The sequence below is a fragment of the Cryobacterium psychrophilum genome (assembly GCF_004365915.1).
Classification (GTDB): Bacteria; Actinomycetota; Actinomycetes; order Actinomycetales; family Microbacteriaceae; genus Cryobacterium; species Cryobacterium psychrophilum.
In genome coordinates, this window is record NZ_SODI01000001.1 from 2,654,255 (window position 1) to 2,672,445 (window position 18,191).

Genomic DNA, 18,191 nt, shown 5'->3' on the forward strand with positions numbered 1-18,191 from the left:
CAACGATCGTCCACCCCCGGCAGTCCCCATCCTTCTGAACGTGCAACACCAAGTGTGAGGTGAAAGATGACCACGATGGTCACCACCACGCCCTCAATGTGGAGAAACTACTCCACCTGGGCAAACCGGAATCGGAAGTGGCTCTTCGCCTCTCCCGCAATGATCTTCGTCGGCCTTCTCATCGCTGTCCCGCTGGGCTGGACCCTGTATCTCAGCGTGACCGACTCCGAGGGCTCCGTCCGCGCCAAATCCAACCTGGTCGGACTCAGCAACTATTTTGAGGTGCTCACCGACACGGACCGCTTCTGGCCGGCCGTGATGCGCACGTTCGTGTTCACCGGCGGTTCGCTCGCCATCGAATTGATTCTGGGCATGTGCATCGCGCTGCTGCTCTGGCGACCGTTCCGCGGTGAGAAATGGGTGCGCGTCGCCATCCTGCTTCCGCTGGTCGCAACTCCGGTCGCCGTCGGAATGATGTGGCGCCTCATCTTTGACCCGAACATCGGTTTCGCCAACCAGGTACTGAGCTGGATCGGTATTCCGGCCCAGCCCTGGCTCTCCGGCCAATACACCGCGCTGCCCACTCTCATGTTTGTGGACATTTGGCAGTGGACCCCGATGGTCGTGCTGATGCTCCTCGCCGGCCTCACCTCGCTCTCCGACGAACCCGATGAAGCGGCTCGCATCGACGGAGCCAACTCCTGGCAGCGATTCTGGTTTGTCACCCTGCCGTTGATGCGCGCCACCGTCATCGTGACCATCGTGCTGCGCGGCATCGACGCCCTGAAGACCTTCGACCTCCTGTACGCGACCAAGGGCAAGGGCGGTGGCTCGTTCCACGAGGTCGAGACGCTCAACATCTACGCCTTCGGCTTGAGCTTCGACTACAACGACTATGGGATAGCCTCCACCGTGCTGATCCTGTTCTTCCTGCTCATCATCGCGATCATGTGGGTACTCACCTACCGCAGAAAGGCGAACCGGTCATGACCACGACGCTGCAAACTCGTCCCGTCACCGAGACACCGCGCCCGGTCAGAACCGCGCCGCGGCGCCGCAAACCGCGCGCCTACAAGATCTTCCGGGTTGTCGCGCTCACCCTGACCGTGCTGCTGTTCATTGCCCCGCTGGTTTGGATGTTCATCTCGTCGCTCAAAACCAACGTCGACATCTATGACGCGAGCAAGACCCTGTTCTTCACGCCGACCTTGGACAACTACGACAACGTGCTCGGCCGAAACAACTATTTCGGATTCATCTTCAACAGCTTCTGGGTGGCGTTGCTGTCCACTATCTTCTCCCTGATCATCGGGGTTCCGGCCGCCTACGCGATGAGTCGCTTCACCATGCATCGCTCCGCGATCGTTGTGCTCATGGCCCGCATCATTCCCGGGGTGAGCCTGCTCGTGCCGTGGTACTTCATTTTCGCCAACATGCGCATGGTCGGTGGTTTCGGCGTACTCATCCTGTCGCACATGTTCGTCGCCCTGCCCCTCATCGTGTACATCATGATCAGCTACTTCGACTCGACCCCGCTCGAGCTGGAGGAGCAGGCGCAGGTCGATGGACTCACCCACATCGGAGCGTTCCTGCGCATCACCCTGCCGTTGTCGGTTCCCGGACTCGCGACCGCCGGCATCCTGTCGTTCATCTTCTCGTGGAACAACTTCATGTTCGCCCTCGTGCTGTCCGGCGCCAACACCAAGACCCTGCCGGTGGCGATCTTCAACTTCGTCTCCTATGCAAGCATCGACTGGGGCAGCCTGATGGCCGCAGCCGTCGTCGTCACGGTGCCCATCATGGTGATCGCCCTCTTCACGCAGAAGTACATCGTGTCCGGCCTCACCGCCGGTGCCACGAAGGGATAGGCGTGTACGCCACCATCCCGCCCATCGTCATCATGGGGGTGCAGGGATCCGGCAAGAGCACCATTGGAGTTCTGCTCGCCGAACGGCTGGGCCTGCCCTTCATCGACGGCGACAGCCTGCATTCCGACGAGAACAAGTCCTGGATGACCTCCGGAAAACCCCTGACGGACGCCCATCGGCTGCCGTGGCTGCACCAGGTCGGCGATCGTCTCGCGGGCAGCGAGGGGTCGGGCGTCGTCATGGCCTGCTCGGCCCTTAAACGGAGCTACCGTGACCTGCTCCGGGAGCATGCTCCCACCCTGGTGATCGTCTTCGCCAACGGCCCCATCGAACTGATAGCGTCTCGTCTCGCCGCGCGCCAGCATGAGTACATGCCTCCGTCGCTGCTGCTCACCCAGTTTGCCGACCTTGAGGTGCTGGAGGACGATGAGCCGGGCCTCACGCTCGACATTGCACAGACGCCCGAACAGGTCGTCGATCACATTGTCGCCGCCGTCCAGGCAGGAAGTGTCCTCAGATGAAAATCACCCGCGTTGAAACGTTCATGGTCGCCCCGCGCTGGCTCTTCGTGCGGCTGGAAACGAACGACGGGGTCGTCGGTTGGGGCGAGGCGAGCCTCGAGGGGCATTCCGATGCCGTGCGCACCGTCGTCGAACAGTTCGCGGAGTACCTCGTCGGCTCCGACCCCGGCCGAATCGAGGACCACTGGCAGGTGATGACCAAGAGCGGCTTCTACCGCGGCGGGCCCGTCTTCGGCAGTGCTGTCGCCGGTATCGACCAGGCCCTCTGGGACATCAAGGGCAAGGCCCTCGGGGTGCCCGTGCACGACCTGCTCGGCGGGGCGGTGCGCGACCGCATCCGGATGTACGGGTGGGCCGGCGGCGACGACCCGAGCGGCATCACCGACGCGATCCAGGCCCAGCTCGACGTGGGGCTGACCGCCGTCAAGATGAATGCGTCGGGGAAGATGGGTCCGATCGGCACCGTCGCCGAGATCGACGGAGTGCTCGAGCGCGTCGCGGCGGCCCGCGAGGTGCTGGGTCCTGACCGTGATGTCGCCGTGGACTTCCACGGCCGTTTCACCCTCGCCAACGCCCGCCGGATCGCGCCGCTGCTGGAGCCGCTGCGTCCGTTCTTCATTGAGGAACCCGTCGTCCCCGAGAACTCCCACCTGATCAGGCAGTTCGCGCAGGCGACATCCATCCCGATCGCCACGGGGGAGCGGCTTTACAATCGCCAGGACTTCCTGCCGGTTCTCCAGGCCGGAATCGCCGTCGCCCAACCCGACCTGTCCCACGCCGGCGGAATCTCGGAGGTACGCCGCATCGCGGCCCTGGCCGAGGTCTACGACGTGCAGCTGGCGCCGCACTGCCCGCTCGGACCGATCGCGCTCGCCGCCTGCCTGCAGGTCGGCTTCGCCACCCCGAACTTCCTGATCCAGGAGCAGAGCATCGGCATCCACTACAACCAGGGCGCCGAACTGCTCGACTACGTGCTCGACAAGTCCCCGCTGCGGTTCGTGAACGGCAACATCGAAAGGCTCACCGGGCCGGGCCTCGGTATCGAGGTCGATGAGGCGGCCGTGCGGTCAGCGGATGCCCGGGGCCACACCTGGCGCAGTCCGCTCTGGCGGCACAGCGACGGTTCCGTGGCGGAGTGGTGAGCGCCGTGACACACGACTTTCTCGCCCAGCTGGGGCGCGACCGGCTGCTGGCCATCATCCGGGGTACCGACCCCGGGGCGGCGGTCGCCGCATCGCTCACCCTGTTCGACGCCGGCATCCGTTTTCTTGAGGTGTCGCTCGTGACCACGGATGCCCTCGGCGTGATCGCAGAACTGGCCAGGCTCGCCCCCGCCGGCTGCGTCGTCGGCGCCGGCACCGTCCTCACGATTGACGATGTCACGAGCGCCGCCGCCGCCGGGGCAACGTTCATGGTCACCCCGGCCGTGACCGAGAGTATCGCCGAATCCGTGCGGCTCGGTCTGCCGGTGCTGGCCGGCGCGCTCACCCCAACCGAGGTGGTCGCGGCCCGCCGCGCGGGCGCGACGGCCGTGAAACTGTTCCCCGGCTCGTTCGGTGGTCCGGCCTACCTGCGCGCCCTGCGCGACCCGTTGCCCGACGTGCCATTCGTGCCGGTCGGCGGCGTTGACGCCGAACGTGCCGCCGCGTACTTCACGGCCGGCGCCGTCGCGGTCGGTCTGGGTAGTCCACTGCTCGGCGATTCGGTGCGGGGCGGCGACCTTGACGCCCTGCGCGAGCGGGCCGCCGAGTTCCGCAACGTCGCAGCGGCAGCCGGGCCGGCATGACCGGCGTCGACGTGCTCACCCTCGGCGAGACGATGGTGAGCCTGCGCACCGGCACCGCGTTGCGGCTCGGCGGCACGCTGGAGATGACCATGGCCGGCGCCGAATCCAACGTGGCGATCGGACTCGCCCGCCTCGGCCACAGCGTGCGCTGGGCCGGTCGGGTCGGCGTCGACGAAGTCGGTACCTTCATCCTGCGTTGTCTTCGCGCCGAATCGGTGCTCGTCGACACGGTCACCCTCGACCCCGATCGACCGACCGGGCTGATGCTCGCCGAACGTCGCATCAATGACCTGTCCCGGGTCAGCTACTACCGGGTCGGGTCGGCCGGCTCTGCCCTCTGCCCGGCGGATGCCGCCGCGAGCCTCACCCCGGTTCCGCGTGTTCTGCACGTGACCGGTATCACGCCCGCACTCTCCGACACGGCCGCCGCCGCCGTGCGTGAGGCGGTGCGGCTCGCCAAGGCCGCCGGCGCCCTGGTCAGTGTTGACGTCAACTACCGGGCGAAGCTGTGGACCGAAAAGATTGCCCGACCGGTGCTGTCGGCGCTGGCCCGCAGCGCCGACCTGGTCATCGCCTCCGACGACGAGCTCGCGCTCTTCGTCGACGATCCGCTCGACGAAGCCGCCGCGTGCGCCGAACTCGCCACGTTCGGGGTGCGCCAGCTCGTGATCAAACGCGGCGCCCACGGCGCCAGCGTCTGGCACGACGGGCAGGTCGAGCATGCCCCGGCCATCTCCGTCAGCGTTCGAGACACGATCGGCGCCGGCGATGCGTTCACCGCCGGTTACCTGTCGGCGATCCTCGACGGATTGTCCCCGGTGGAGGCCCTGCGCCGCGGCACTGTCACCGGCGCCTTCGCCGTCGCCACCGTCGGCGATTGGGAGGGAGCGCCGACCCGCGCCGAACTCGGTCTGCTCCAGGAACCGCCCGGAGCGACGCTGCGTTAAATGCAGGGGCCCCGAGAAACGTGTAAAGTTAGAAGCTGAACTTCGGCGAGGGATGTCGCCACCCCGGGTTACCCGGCCCATGGCATCCGTTATCGACGCGGCGGACGAGACTTTGGGCTTTTCCTCACGCTGACATGCGTTCGAGTTGAACACCAAACAACGACCACGGCCCTTAGGCCCGCTAGGAGATGCACCATGGCTAAAGAGATTTACAAGGTTGAGGTTGACCTGCGCGAGAAGTTCGGCAAGGGTGCGGCCCGCAAGCTGCGCGTGCTGGGCATGATCCCCGCCGTCATCTACGGTCACGGTACCGAGCCGGTGCACGTGTCCCTTCCCGCCCACCGCATGGGCCTGCTGCTTCGTCGCGCGAACTCGATCCTTGACCTCGACATCAACGGCAAGAGCCAGCGCGTTCTGGTGAAGGACGTTCAGAAGGACCCGGTTCTCGCCATCGTCGAGCACATCGACCTCATCGTCGTGCGCACGGGCGAAAAGGTTCAGGTTGAGGTCCAGGTCCACATGACCGGCGAAACTGCTCCCGGAACCATCGGCGGCTTCGACACCAAGACGCTTCTCCTCGAGGTTGAAGCGACCGACATTCCCGAGAACGTCACCGTCTCGGTCGAAGGCCTCGAAGACGGCGCCCAGATCCACGCGTCCGACATCATCCTGCCCGACGGCGCCGAGCTCATCTCCGAGCCCGACACCCTCGTCGTCGTCGTGTCCACCCCGCGTGGCGAGGGCGATGCTGAGACCGAGGTCATCACCGCCGGCACTCCCGCCGCGTAGTCATCCCTTTCTGGTTCCGTCGTAAGCGGAGGATTCCACTGGACGAGAATCTCTGGCTCGTAGTCGGGCTCGGTAACCCCGGGCCCGACTACTCCGGTAATCGCCACAATGTCGGCCAAATGGTGCTCGCGCAACTTGCCGAGCGCATGCGGGCGAATTTCAAGAACCACAAGACCGCTTCATCGGTCGCCGAAGGTCGCAGTGCGCCCGGCGGCCCGAAGCTCATCCTGGCCAAGCCGAATACCTTCATGAATGTGTCCGGCGGGCCCGTCGCAGCGCTCCTGCGCTTCTACTCGCTCCCGCCCTCGCAGCTCATCGTGGTGCATGATGATCTCGACATCCCCTTCGACACCCTCAAGCTCAAGGTCGGCGGCGGCCACGGTGGGCACAATGGTCTGCGCGACATCATCGCCGCGATCGGCACGGGCGACTTCGTGCGGGTGCGCATGGGAGTCGGTCGGCCCCCCGGCCGCCAAAGCGCCGCGGACTTCGTGCTGCACGACTTCACGTCGACCGAGCGGGGCGTTCTGCCCAATATCCTCACGGACGCCGCCGACGCGATCGAACTCATCGCGGCCGACGGCCTCACCGCCGCGCAGCAACGCTTCCACGCACCCTCCTAACAGAGCGGATGCGCGTGCCTCGCAGGCGTAGACTCGACCGGTGATCCTTCAGGGCTTAATTTCAGCGCTCAAGCGCGCCTCCACGTTCGATAACGCCCTCACCTATGCGAGCCGGGATGCCGATTTCTCCCTCACCGAGGGGTTGCGCGCGCCTCTCCTCGCCGCCCTGCTTGAGCAGCGCCACGACGAGGCCCAGGCCCTCTTCGTGATCACGGCCACGGGCCGGGAAGCCGAGGCGCTGCGCGAGAACCTCGCGTGTTTCGCCGGCGAGGCGGAGATCATCGACTTTCCCGCCTGGGAGACGCTGCCGCACGAACGTCTGAGCCCGAGCGCCGAGATCGTCGGCAACCGGCTTCACGCCCTGCGGCGGATGCGGCAATGGGAAGAGACCCCGGTCGCCGAGCGTCGCCCGCTCGTGGTGGTCGCCTCCGTGCGCGCCGCCCTCCAGCCCGTGGCCGACAACCTCACGGATTATGAGCCCATCGAACTGCGCGTTGCCGCCCGCGGCCACGACCTGAGCGGGATCGCCCTTCAGCTCGTGAGCGTCGCGTATGCCCGAGTGGACATGGTCACCAGGCGCGGCGAATTCGCGGTGCGCGGTGGCATTCTCGACGTGTTCCCGCCCGTGTCCTCGCATCCGTTTCGCATCGAGTTCTTCGGGGATGAGGTCGAGCAGATTCGAGAGTTCACGGTCGCCGACCAGCGGTCCCTGCCCGAACCCGTCACGGCGGTGTCCCTGCCCCCAAGCCGCGAACTCCTGCTCAGTCCCGCCGTGCGCCAGCGTGCCCGCGAGATGGAACACGAGTTTCCGAGTCTCTCCGGCATGCTCGCCAAGATCGCCGAGGGCATCCCGGTGGAAGGCATGGAGAGCCTCGCGCCCGCGCTCGTGGATCGCCTCGTACCCGTCACGCACTACCTGCCGGCGCGTGCGGCTGTGGCTGTCATCTCGCCCGAGCGTGTCGCGAGCCGCGCCATCAGCCTTGCCGAGACCAACCGTGAATTTCTCGGGGCGGCGTGGAGCGCGGCAACCGCGGGTGCCGACTCGCCGATCGACCTGGCCTCCGGTGACTTCCTCACCCTGGGCCGCCTGCGCGAGAGCGTCACGTACACGGCTCCGGGAGCACCGGCATCCGCTCACAACTGGTGGACGCTCAGCTCGTTCCAGGCCGCCCCCACGGACACCGACGTGCTTCCGGAACATCGCGAGATGGATGACCTGCTCACGATTCGCATTGACGCCGACACCGTGCCGAGCTTCCAGGGCAATGTCGAGGGTGCGGTCGGCCACGTTGCGAGTCGGCTGAAGGACGGCTGGACGGTGGGAATCGTCGCCCAGGGTGCCGGCCTCGTGGAACGTGCCGGCGATGTGCTCGCCGAGCACGAGCTGCCCGCACGCGTCGTCGATTCCTGGCCGGACGAGCCGGAACCGGGCATCGCCTACCTGCTCAAGGCGGGGGTCGACCATGGCTTCGAGCTGGCCGAGACCAAGCTCACCCTGATCAGCGAGTCCGAATTCTACGGGCGCACCGCTGGGTACTCAGAGCGCCAGGTGAAGAAGCTGGCCAGCCGCCGCAAGAACGTGGTCGACCCGCTGCAACTGAAGACCGGCGACCACGTCGTGCACCAGACACACGGTATCGGCCGCTTCCTCGAGCTCACCCAGCGTGAGGTGTCGAGCGGGGGGCGCAACCCGATCAAGACCACGCGCGAATACCTGGTACTCGAATACGCGCCGTCCAAGCGCGGGCACCCGGGCGACAAACTGTACGTGCCCACCGACCAGCTCGACCTCGTGAGCCGCTACGTGGGCGGCGAGGCGCCCGCCCTGAGCAAGATGGGCGGGAGCGACTGGTCAGCGGCCAAGACGAAGGCTCGCAGGGCCGTGCGCGACATTGCCGTGGAGCTCGTGAAGCTCTACTCGGCGCGCATGGCGAGCAAGGGCCACGCCTTCCCTCCCGACACCCCCTGGCAGCGCGAACTTGAGGAGGCCTTCCCCTTCGTGGAGACCCCCGACCAGCTCACCACCATCGATGAGGTCAAGGCCGACATGGAACGGCCCATCCCCATGGACCGGCTCTTGTCGGGCGACGTGGGATTCGGTAAGACCGAGGTCGCCATTCGCGCCGCCTTCAAGGCCATCCAGGACGGCAAGCAGGTGGCGATGCTCGTGCCGACGACCCTGCTCGTGAGCCAGCACATGGAGACGTTCAAGGAACGTTTCGCCGGCTTCCCGGTGCATCTGCGCGCCCTCTCGCGGTTCCAGACTGAGAAGGAATCGAAGGAGGCCATCGCCGGAATGCTCGATGGCACGGTGGACATCGTCATCGGCACCCACCGTCTGCTGTCGCCCTCGATCATCTTCAAGGACCTCGGACTCGTCATCATCGATGAGGAGCAGCGATTCGGTGTTGAGCACAAGGACTCGCTCAAGAAGCTCAAGACCAACGTCGACATCCTCGCCATGAGCGCGACCCCGATTCCGCGTTCGCTGGAAATGGCCGTCACCGGTATCCGGGAAATGTCGACGCTCGCGACGCCACCGGAAGATCGGCACCCGATCCTCACCTTCGTGGGCCCGTACTCCGAGCGGCAGGTGGGTGCCGCCATCCGTCGTGAGCTCCTGCGCGAGGGCCAGATCTTCTTCGTGCACAACCGGGTCTCGAGCATCAACCGGGTTGCCGCGCAGCTCGCCGAGCTCGTACCGGAGGCCCGCATCGCTGTGGCACATGGGCAGCTGCCGGAGGCACAGCTGGAACAGGTCGTTGGCGACTTCTGGGAGCGCAAGTTCGACATTCTCGTCTCAACGACGATCATCGAAACCGGCCTCGACATCGCCAACGCGAACACCATCATCATCGACAGCGCCGACAGGTTCGGCCTCAGCCAACTGCACCAGTTGCGTGGCCGGGTGGGTCGCGGGCGTGAGCGCGCCTACGCCTACTTCCTCTACGACGGCAACAAGCCGCTCTCCGAAACGGCACACGACCGGCTGTCCACCATCGCCGCGAACAACGAACTCGGCGCCGGAATGCAGGTGGCGCTGAAGGACCTGGAGATTCGCGGCGCCGGCAACTTGCTCGGGGGGGAACAGGCTGGCCACATCGCCGGCGTTGGCTTCGACCTCTACCTGCGGATGATCGGCGAAGCGGTGAGCGCGTTCCGTGGGGACGTCGCCGAGGGTCAGACCGAGCTGCGGCTCGAGCTCCCCGTTGACGCGCACATCCCGCACGACTTCGTCGACAGTGAGCGACTGCGGCTTGAGGCGTACCAGAAGCTCTCGAGCGCAAGTTCCCCCGCCGCTGCAGCAGGCCAGATCGACCTCGTGCTCGAGGAGCTCACCGATCGTTACGGAGAACCGCCCACCAGCGTGCAGAACCTGGTCGCGGTGTCGCGGTTGCGCTGGCACGCGCAGCAGGCCGGGCTGAGCGAGGTCGTGGCCATGGGCTCGAACCTGCGCCTCACGTCTGCGGACCTGGCCGACTCGATCCAGATCCGCCTGCGCCGCATGTACCCGGGGGCGAAGTACACGCCCACGAACGGGGCGCTGATCGTACCGCTGCCGCGCACCAGCACCGACGCCCGCACGAGCGAGCCCGTTGACGATGCCGCCCTGATCGAATGGACGGATGCGCTGCTCGGCGCAATCTTCCCGCGACCCGTCGAGACGGTGGTGCCCGGCACCGGTCGGTAACGGGCCGAGACGTCCGCTGAGCGAAAAAACACCCCCGTTGACTCAACGGGGGTGTTTTTTCGTGCCAGTGAATACCTGTCGGGGCTAGTTCTTCGTCTCGAACACGTCGGGCACGCCGTCCTGGTTGGCGTCGAGGGCCTCCTTCTCGGCGACCTCCGCGTAGTGCTGGTTACGACCGCGCAGGATGACGGCGGCCAGCAACGCGGCCAGCAGCGAACCCACCAGAATGGCGACCTTCGCGTGGTCATCGTGCGGACTGCCCTGGCCGTACCCGAGCTCACTGATCAGCAGGGACACGGTGAATCCGACGCCGGCCAGCACGGCAACCCCGGTGACGTCGATCCAGGCGAGGTCGGGATCGAGCGTCGCCTTGGTGGTCTTGGTGACGATCCAGGTCGCCAGCAGCACTCCGATCGGTTTGCCGACCACGAGTGCGACGACGATGCCGATGGCGACCGGATCGGTGATGGCGCGAAGCATGCCTTCGGCGCCCCCGATCGCGACACCGGCAGAGAAGAACGCGAAGATCGGAATGGCGAATCCGCTCGAGAGCGGACGCAGGCGGTGTTCCAGCGTTTCGGCGAGGCCGGGACCGGCGTCCGGGCCGCCGCCGCGCCTGCTGCGCACCACCGGAACGGCAAAGCCGAGCAGAACACCGGCCACCGTCGCGTGAACACCGGAGCCGTGCACGAGTGCCCAGACGATGAAGCCCAGCGGCAGAAGAATCGTCCAGGCGGCCCAGGCACGGGTGCCGAAGAAGTGCGAGAACTTGTGCGACAGGATCCAGTACAGGGCGAGCGGGATGAACGCCAGGAACAGGAGAAGGAAGGAAATCTCGGAGGTGTAGAAGAAAGCGATGATCGCAATGGCCAGGAGGTCGTCGACCACGGCCAGGGTGAGCAGGAAGATCCGCAACGCGGCGGGCAACCGAGAGCCGATGACGGCGAGAACAGCCACGGCGAAGGCGATGTCGGTTGCGGTGGGAATGGCCCAGCCACGGAGAGCTTCCCTGCCACCGTTCAGGTTGATCAGCGTGAAGATGAGGGCAGGAACGATGACCCCTCCGACCGCTGCCGCGACCGGGACGATGGCCCGGTTGACGCTGCGCAGATCTCCGGCGACAAACTCGCGCTTGAGTTCAAGTCCGGCCAGGAAGAAGAAGACGGCGAGAAGTCCGTCGGCGGCCCAGGTGCCGACGCTGAGGTTCAGGTGCAGGGACTCGATCCCGAACTTGAAGTCGCGTGCGGCGAAGTAGGTGTCCGCGAGGGGGGTGTTCGCCATGATGAGGGCGGCCACGGTCGCGAGCAGCAGGATTCCACCGCCGACGGTCTCCTTGCGGAGAATTGCGGAGATGCGCAGGAATTCCGCGTATCCGCCGCGGCGAAAGAGTGGACCGAAGTCGCTGCTCCGGTCGGAGGGAGGAATCTGGGGGGATTGTGACACTACAAATCCTTACGAGGTCTAGGGCGCTACATATTGACTGCCGACCAGGCTTCCCGGCTCACCACAGCCAGAATACACCAGGCTGCGGCGTCTTCCGGGAGGATCGGGGAGGGCCGAGCGCGCAGAGCCTACGATTGAATCGAAGAAGGAGACGCCGTGACAGACGCAGCACCCACAACACCCGGTACCGGGGACGAAGCCACAGCGAACTCGCTCGGCACTCTCATCGCGACCGTCGCACGCCTACGCGGACCCGGCGGCTGCGCCTGGGACGCCGAGCAGACCCATGAATCCCTCGTGCAGTATCTCGTGGAGGAATCCCACGAGCTTCTCGAGGCAATCGAATCCGGCAGCCGCAATGACCTGCTCGAGGAGCTCGGTGACGTGCTGTATCAGGTGCTCTTCCACGCCGACCTCGCTGCCCACACCAAAGGCGAGAACTTTGACATCCAGGACGTGGCCCACCACATGAATGCCAAAATGATCGGCCGGCATCCGCATGTCTTCGGCGACCTGCGACTGGACACTGCTGCCGACGTCACCGCGGCGTGGGACGGGTTCAAGTCCGAAGAGAAACCAGAGCGCACGAGCGTGCTCGATGGGATCCCCGTCGGTATGCCTTCCCTGGCCCTGGCCCACAAGGTGCTCGGCCGGGCCGAGAAGATCGGCCTGCTCGAAGCGGACGACGCGTTCCCCCTGCCGATCGAGAGTGAAGACCAGCTGGGTCCGCTCCTCCTGGCCATCGTGTCAGCGGCCCGGTCCAAGGGCCTGGATGCCGAGCGGGCCTTACGCGGCGCCCTCCGTGACCTCCAGGGCGAGATTCGGGAGGCCGAAACCGCAATGGCCCCCAACACGGAACGCGCGGTCGACGTCGATTCCTTCGATGCCGGCATCATCGGACTCCCCACCGCGCCCCAGCCTTAGGGTGCCCATGCTGGTGCTAGCCTCCACCGTGCGGGTAGCGTTATTGTATGAGCGAGACATCCTTCAATGCACTCCTGTCCACCCAAATCGGTAACGAGTTTGCCGCTTCGCAGCAGTACATTGCCATCGCCGTGTGGTTCGACACGCAGGCGTTGCCGCAATTGGCTGGCCACTTCTACCGCCAGTCCATCGAAGAGCGCAACCACGCGATGATGCTCGTGCAGTACCGCATGGACCGCGACCTTGACGTTGTCATCCCGGGTATCCCGGCCGTACAGAACACGTTCGGCAACGCCGTCGAACCGATCGCGCTCGCCCTGTCGCAGGAACGCCAGGTGACGACGCAGATCGAGGCGCTGTTCCGTGCGGCCCGTGCCGACGGTGACGCGCTCGGTGAGCAGGCCATGCTGTGGTTCCTCAAGGAGCAGGTCGAGGAGATCGCGTCGATGTCGACGCTGCTCACCATCGCAGAGCGCGCCGGAGACAACCTCTTCGATATCGAGAACTACATCGCACGCGAGACGGTTGGCGACGGGGGAGTCGAAGCCGGCGCACCCGGCGCGGCCGGAGGCGCCCTCTAGTCGACGACTGACCAGCACGAGCAGGGTGGCGTGACCTGACAGAATTGGCACATGGCCGTATCAGTAACCCCTCCCCGTGGCATGCGCGACTTCCTCCCGGCCGACAAGGCCTCCAGGGAGCGTGCCCTCGGAGTGATTCGGGAGAGCTTCGCCCTGCACGGTTTCGATGAGATCGAAACCCCGGTCATGGAGGACTCCGCTCGGCTGCATTCCGGCCTCGGGGGCGATAACGAGAAACTCGCCTTCGCGGTGATGAAGCGGGGCCTCCAAGCGGCGGATGTCGCGGCGGCCGTTGCCGGCGACGACCTGCTGTCCCTGGCCGACCTGGGCCTGCGCTTCGACCTGACCGTTCCGCTTGCGAGGTTCTACGCCAGCCACCGCGCCGAGCTGCCCGCCGTGTTTCGCTCGATTCAGATTGCGCCGGTCTGGCGTGCCGAGCGCCCGCAGAAGGGGCGCTACCGCCAGTTCGTGCAGTGTGACATCGACGTAATTGGAGAGTCGGGCCCCCTCGCGGAGATCGAGCTCATCACCGCGACCGCGGCGACCCTCGAGAAGCTCGGGCTCCGCGGCTGCTCCATTCGCATCAACGACCGGCGCATCCTCGCCACCATGCTCGCCCACTGGGGAGTGGCGTCCGAGCTCACCGAGCGCGCCCTGATCACAATCGACAAGCTGGACAAGATCGGCGTGGACGGTGTCGTCGCCGAGTTGGGCGCACTCGGTATCGCCACCGGGGGCGTTGCGGAGACGCTGGGCACCCTGAACGGGATCGACGGCTCCGGCTGGGACGTCGGTGCACACAATCCAGACTGGCTCGAGGAGGCCGCCTTCGCCGACCTCCTGGCCCTCCGCGCGGCGATGCCCGCGGTGGATCTCGTCTTCGACCCGACACTCGTGCGCGGGATGGGCTACTACACCGGGACGATCTTTGAGATCTCGCACCCCACCCTCGGCTACTCGCTCGGTGGTGGCGGCCGGTACGACGGCATGATCGGACGATTCCTGGGAACGGATGTGCCGGCGTGCGGTTTCTCGATCGGTTTCGAACGCATCGTCGACCTGCTCGGCGCCGACGAGGCATCCGCTGCCAACGCCGTCGTGCTCGTGCATGACAAGGACGCAGACCCGGCGCACCTGGTAGCCCTGAAAACTGCGCTGGTGGCCGAGGGACTGCGCGTTCGGCTGGAACGGCGCACCAAGAATCTCAAGGCATTGCTCGACCGGGCAGCTGAGGCAGGCTTCGGCAGATTCGCCTTCGTGACCGCCGAAGCAGTGAGCTCCGCGGACCTGGACTTCAAGGCCCTCGGCACCTGAAGCGCCTGAGGCTTGTGGCCAGATGCTTTGGCTAGACTGACCGAGGATGACACCATCACCCCAAGCTTTAGGAGACAGTTGTGGCCCTGATTGAGGCAGTAGACGCACGCGAAATTCTCGATTCCCGAGGAAACCCCACTATTGAGGTCGAGGTCCTGCTGGACGACGGCACCGTCAGCCGCGCCGCCGTTCCCTCTGGCGCATCGACCGGAGTGTTCGAGGCCTACGAGCTTCGCGATGGCGACAAGGGCCGCTACCTCGGCAAGGGCGTGCTCCAGGCGGTTGACTCCGTCATCGACGAGCTCGGCCTGGCCGTCGAAGACATCGACGCGACCGACCAGCGCGTCGTCGACATGGTTCTCAACGAGACCGACGGAACCGACAACAAGGAGCGCCTCGGCGCCAACGCCATCCTCGGCGTGAGCCTCGCCGTGGCCAAGGCCGCCGCGAGCTCGGCGGGGCTGCCCCTGTTCCGCTACCTCGGTGGCCCGAACGCCCACACCCTGCCGGTGCCGCTGATGAACATCATCAACGGTGGCTCGCACGCCGACAACGACGTGGACATCCAGGAATTCATGATCGTTCCCCTCGGCGCCGACTCGTTCCGCGAGGGACTGCGCTGGGGCGTCGAGACCTACCACGCGCTCAAGGGGCTGCTGCAGTCCAAGGGCCTCTCCACCGGTCTGGGTGATGAGGGCGGCTTCGCGCCGAACCTGCCGAGCAACCGTGCGGCCCTCGACCTCATCGTCGAAGCCATTGAGATCGCCGGTTACGTTCCCGGAAAAGACATCGCCCTGGCCCTCGACTGCGCCGCGAGCGAATTCTTCTCCGACGGAACCTACACGTTCGAGGGCAAGAAGCTCTCGGCCGAGGAACTGTCCGCGTACTACGCCGAACTGGTAGCCGGGTACCCGCTCGTGTCGATCGAAGACCCGCTGGAAGAAGACGACTGGGACGGCTACGTGCACCTCACGCAGCAGCTTGGCGACAAGGTGCAGATCGTCGGTGACGACCTGTTCGTCACGAACCCGGTACGCCTGGCGAAGGGCCTTGAGCTGGGGGCCGCGAACTCCATCCTCGTGAAGGTCAACCAGATCGGTACCCTCACCGAGACCATGGATGCTGTTTCGCTCGCGCAGCGCAGCGGATACACCGCCATCATCTCGCACCGTTCGGGTGAGACCGAGGACACATTCATTGCCGATCTCGCGGTGGCAACGGATGCCGGCCAGATCAAGACCGGCGCCCCGGCGCGCAGTGAGCGCGTTGCCAAGTACAACCAGCTTCTCCGTATCGAAGAAGAACTCGGCGAGGCCGCGGTGTACGCGGGTCGTTCGGCTTTCCCGCGCTTCACGGCGTAATCGCTCGACAACCGGGTCTCGACAGGCTCGACCAACGAATGAAGGGAGTTCCCGTGGCCACCAGACCCACGGTGCGGGAACTCCCGACCACCGAACCGGCCGAGACGCCGGTCGGCGGCTGGCTGCGCGGCATCCATTTCTCGGGTTTCTCGCTGGTCATGATGGTCATTCTCGTGTTGGCGGTCGTCGTGCTCGCGCCGAGCCTGCGCACCTTTGCGGAGCAACGCCAGCAGATCAGCGCGCTCAATGAAGCGGTGAGCGAGCAACAGGCCAAGGTTGACAAATTCACGGCCGAGCGGGAACGCTGGAACGATCGCACCTACGTCACCACGCAGGCACGGGACCGGCTTTCCTATGTGAAGCCGGGCGACATAAGCTTTCTCGTGATCAATGATCTACCGGTTCCCGTCGTGGGAACCGACGTGCCGGCAACGGTGAGCACAGACATTCAAGATACAAAAATCGATTGGTTGGGATCCCTGTTCGCTTCCGCGATGACGGCCGGTCTTGCACCCCAGAAGGCAGCGCAATGACCACGCCCCCGTTCGACCCCTTCACCGACGACGACATCGCTCTCGTCACCGCCCAGCTCGGCCGACCGGCTCGCAATGTGGTCGGTATCGCGGCCCGCTGCGTGTGCGGAGCGCCCACGGTCGTGGCGACCGCGCCGCGCCTCGCCGACGGCACACCGTTTCCCACCACCTACTACCTGTGCCACCCGGCGGCCACCGCCGCGATCTCGCAGCTCGAGGCCACCCAGGTGATGAACGAGTACAACCAGTTGCTCGCGGACGATGAGAATATCAGGGCCGCCTATCGCACCGCCCACGAAAGCTTCCTGGCCGATCGTGCACGACTCGGTGATGTGCCCGAAATCGCGGGTATCTCCTCCGGCGGAATGCCCAACCGCGTCAAGTGCCTCCATGCCCTGGCGGGCCATGCCCTGGCGGCCGGTGCAGGCGTCAACCCCATCGGCGATCTCGCGCTCGAGCGCTGCACCTGGACGCCAACCGTGTGCGAATGCATCGACTATTCGGTGGCGGATTCGGTACCCGAGTGACGGGAGCGTGGCGACGGCTCGGTGTGGGCCTCGGCGTATTGCTGGCGACCTCCGTCGTGGGCGGCTCCATCGTTCTCGACGCCCCCGCTGCCCACGCCGACCAGATACGGGACCTCCAATACTGGCTCGGTGACTACGGCTTCTCCGAGGCCTGGAACACGACGCGTGGAGCCGGGGTGACCGTGGCCGTCATCGACACGGGCGTCGACGGCAGCGTTGCCGAGCTCAACGGAGCCGTGGTGGGGGGAACGGATGTCTCGGGTCTCGGTTCCGGGAACGGCCAGACCCCGGTGGGCGGTGACGCCCAGGACAGCGGTCACGGCACGATGGTGGCTTCGCTTCTCGCGGGTCGCGGAACGGGCGACGGAACCGGTTTGATCGGCGTCGCCCCTGAAGCGGAGATCCTGTCGGTCTCCGTGGCTTTTGGCGAGTCCGCATCCACGGTGAGCAACGACGACCAGATCGCGGAGGGCATCCGCTGGGCGGTCGACAACGGTGCAGACGTCATCAACATGTCGCTCACGCGCAATACGCTCTTCTGGCCTCAAAGCTGGGATGACGCCTTCCTCTACGCATTCGAGCACGATGTCGTCGTGGTCGCGGCGGCCGGCAACCGCGGAAGCGGCACCACGGAGGTCGGTGCCCCGGCGACCATTCCCGGGGTGCTCACGGTCGCCGGTGTCGACCGCGAGAAGACGGCCAGTTTTGACGCTTCGTCGCAGGGCATCACCGTTGCCGTTGCCGCTCCCAGCGAACAACTTGTGGGCGCAGTGCCCGGCGGCAGCTACGTGCTCTGGGACGGCACGAGTGCCGCTGCGCCCATCGTGTCGGGCCTGGTGGCCCTCGTTCGTGCGGCGTATCCCAAGCTGAGCGCGGCCGAGGTGATGAATCGGGTGATCGAATCCGCTGATCCCAACGGACAAACCACGCCGAGCCCCATCTACGGAAACGGGCTCATTGACGCGAAGGCGGCCGTCACCACCTATGTGCCGCCGGCGGCCGTGCAGCCTCCGGCGGAGCTGCTGAACGAGTGGGTGCACCTGCATCGCCGGGCCGAGATTGAGGTCCAGCCCACCGAAACTCCCTCGGTGGTCGCCCCGCTCGCACCCAGGAAAGACCCGGCCGTTCCGACTCAGAACGACGCCGCTGCGTGGCTTCCCAACCAGCTCACGCTCACGTACATCAGCCTGCCGCTCGCCGTGCTCGTGGGATTTGGTATCCTATTAGGATTGCTCGGCATTGGCGCCACTCGGCATATCAAGCGAATTCGCCGCAAATAGTGA

General features: G+C 65.8%; 17 protein-coding genes. 16 read left to right on the top strand and 1 reads right to left on the bottom strand.

The features are described from left to right. The first annotated feature begins 66 nt into the window (after positions 1–66). From EDD25_RS12405 to mfd, 9 genes are all read left to right on the top strand, one after another. On the top strand, positions 67–990 hold the full coding sequence (locus EDD25_RS12405) for a carbohydrate ABC transporter permease (RefSeq protein WP_241986559.1): 924 nt from the start codon (positions 67–69) through the stop codon (positions 988–990). Continuing rightward, positions 987–1,868, top strand: coding sequence for a carbohydrate ABC transporter permease (locus EDD25_RS12410; protein ID WP_134173543.1), 882 nt, complete (start codon positions 987–989; stop codon positions 1,866–1,868). Before EDD25_RS12405 ends, EDD25_RS12410 begins: the two co-directional genes overlap by 4 nt. A gap of 2 nt (positions 1,869–1,870) precedes the next feature. Continuing rightward, entirely contained in the window at positions 1,871–2,389 is a 519-nt protein-coding gene (locus tag EDD25_RS12415) for a gluconokinase (RefSeq protein ID WP_241986558.1), read from the top strand. Further along, the gene (dgoD, locus tag EDD25_RS12420; protein ID WP_134173544.1) at positions 2,386–3,531 is read left to right on the top strand and encodes a galactonate dehydratase; all 1,146 of its coding nucleotides are present in this window, start codon (positions 2,386–2,388) and stop codon (positions 3,529–3,531) included. Before EDD25_RS12415 ends, dgoD begins: the two co-directional genes overlap by 4 nt. Positions 3,532–3,536: 5 nt before the next feature. Continuing rightward, positions 3,537–4,175 carry a bifunctional 4-hydroxy-2-oxoglutarate aldolase/2-dehydro-3-deoxy-phosphogluconate aldolase gene (locus EDD25_RS12425; RefSeq protein WP_134175458.1) on the top strand — a complete coding sequence of 213 codons (639 nt, stop codon included), beginning with the start codon at positions 3,537–3,539 and terminating at the stop codon, positions 4,173–4,175. After that, positions 4,172–5,122, top strand: coding sequence for a sugar kinase (locus EDD25_RS12430; RefSeq protein WP_134173545.1), 951 nt, complete (start codon positions 4,172–4,174; stop codon positions 5,120–5,122). Before EDD25_RS12425 ends, EDD25_RS12430 begins: the two co-directional genes overlap by 4 nt. 195 nt (positions 5,123–5,317) lie before the next feature. Next, the gene (locus tag EDD25_RS12435; protein ID WP_134173546.1) at positions 5,318–5,911 is read left to right on the top strand and encodes a 50S ribosomal protein L25/general stress protein Ctc; all 594 of its coding nucleotides are present in this window, start codon (positions 5,318–5,320) and stop codon (positions 5,909–5,911) included. A gap of 38 nt (positions 5,912–5,949) precedes the next feature. Beyond that, positions 5,950–6,534 carry an aminoacyl-tRNA hydrolase gene (gene pth / locus EDD25_RS12440; RefSeq protein ID WP_134173547.1) on the top strand — a complete coding sequence of 195 codons (585 nt, stop codon included), beginning with the start codon at positions 5,950–5,952 and terminating at the stop codon, positions 6,532–6,534. Positions 6,535–6,574: 40 nt separating this feature from the next. After that, positions 6,575–10,225 (top strand): transcription-repair coupling factor, encoded by a 3,651-nt coding sequence (gene mfd, locus EDD25_RS12445; RefSeq protein WP_134173548.1) that lies wholly within the window; start codon positions 6,575–6,577, stop codon positions 10,223–10,225. An 84-nt stretch (positions 10,226–10,309) separates the two neighbouring features. On the opposite strand, the gene nhaA is transcribed toward mfd, so the two are convergent. After that, positions 10,310–11,668 (bottom strand): Na+/H+ antiporter NhaA, encoded by a 1,359-nt coding sequence (nhaA, locus tag EDD25_RS12450; RefSeq protein ID WP_422386804.1) that lies wholly within the window; start codon positions 11,666–11,668, stop codon positions 10,310–10,312. A 156-nt stretch (positions 11,669–11,824) separates the two neighbouring features. On the opposite strand from nhaA, the gene EDD25_RS12455 reads away from it, so the two are divergent. The 7 genes from EDD25_RS12455 (at position 11,825) to EDD25_RS12485 (ending at position 18,188) form a co-directional block, all read left to right on the top strand. Further along, positions 11,825–12,592, top strand: coding sequence for a nucleoside triphosphate pyrophosphohydrolase (locus EDD25_RS12455; protein WP_134173549.1), 768 nt, complete (start codon positions 11,825–11,827; stop codon positions 12,590–12,592). A gap of 47 nt (positions 12,593–12,639) precedes the next feature. Next, positions 12,640–13,173: a ferritin gene (locus tag EDD25_RS12460; RefSeq protein WP_134173550.1), complete on the top strand. Its 534-nt coding sequence runs from the start codon at positions 12,640–12,642 to the stop codon at positions 13,171–13,173. A gap of 51 nt (positions 13,174–13,224) precedes the next feature. Beyond that, positions 13,225–14,487: a histidine--tRNA ligase gene (gene hisS / locus EDD25_RS12465; protein ID WP_134173551.1), complete on the top strand. Its 1,263-nt coding sequence runs from the start codon at positions 13,225–13,227 to the stop codon at positions 14,485–14,487. Positions 14,488–14,567: 80 nt separating this feature from the next. Next, entirely contained in the window at positions 14,568–15,848 is a 1,281-nt protein-coding gene (eno, locus tag EDD25_RS12470; RefSeq protein ID WP_134173553.1) for a phosphopyruvate hydratase, read from the top strand. Positions 15,849–15,901: 53 nt separating this feature from the next. After that, positions 15,902–16,381: an FtsB family cell division protein gene (locus tag EDD25_RS12475; protein WP_241986557.1), complete on the top strand. Its 480-nt coding sequence runs from the start codon at positions 15,902–15,904 to the stop codon at positions 16,379–16,381. Continuing rightward, the gene (locus tag EDD25_RS12480; protein WP_134173556.1) at positions 16,378–16,908 is read left to right on the top strand and encodes a DUF501 domain-containing protein; all 531 of its coding nucleotides are present in this window, start codon (positions 16,378–16,380) and stop codon (positions 16,906–16,908) included. Before EDD25_RS12475 ends, EDD25_RS12480 begins: the two co-directional genes overlap by 4 nt. Next, on the top strand, positions 16,869–18,188 hold the full coding sequence (locus EDD25_RS12485) for a S8 family serine peptidase (RefSeq protein WP_134173558.1): 1,320 nt from the start codon (positions 16,869–16,871) through the stop codon (positions 18,186–18,188). The genes EDD25_RS12480 and EDD25_RS12485 overlap by 40 nt, the downstream gene beginning before the upstream one ends. Positions 18,189–18,191: the final 3 nt, after the last annotated feature.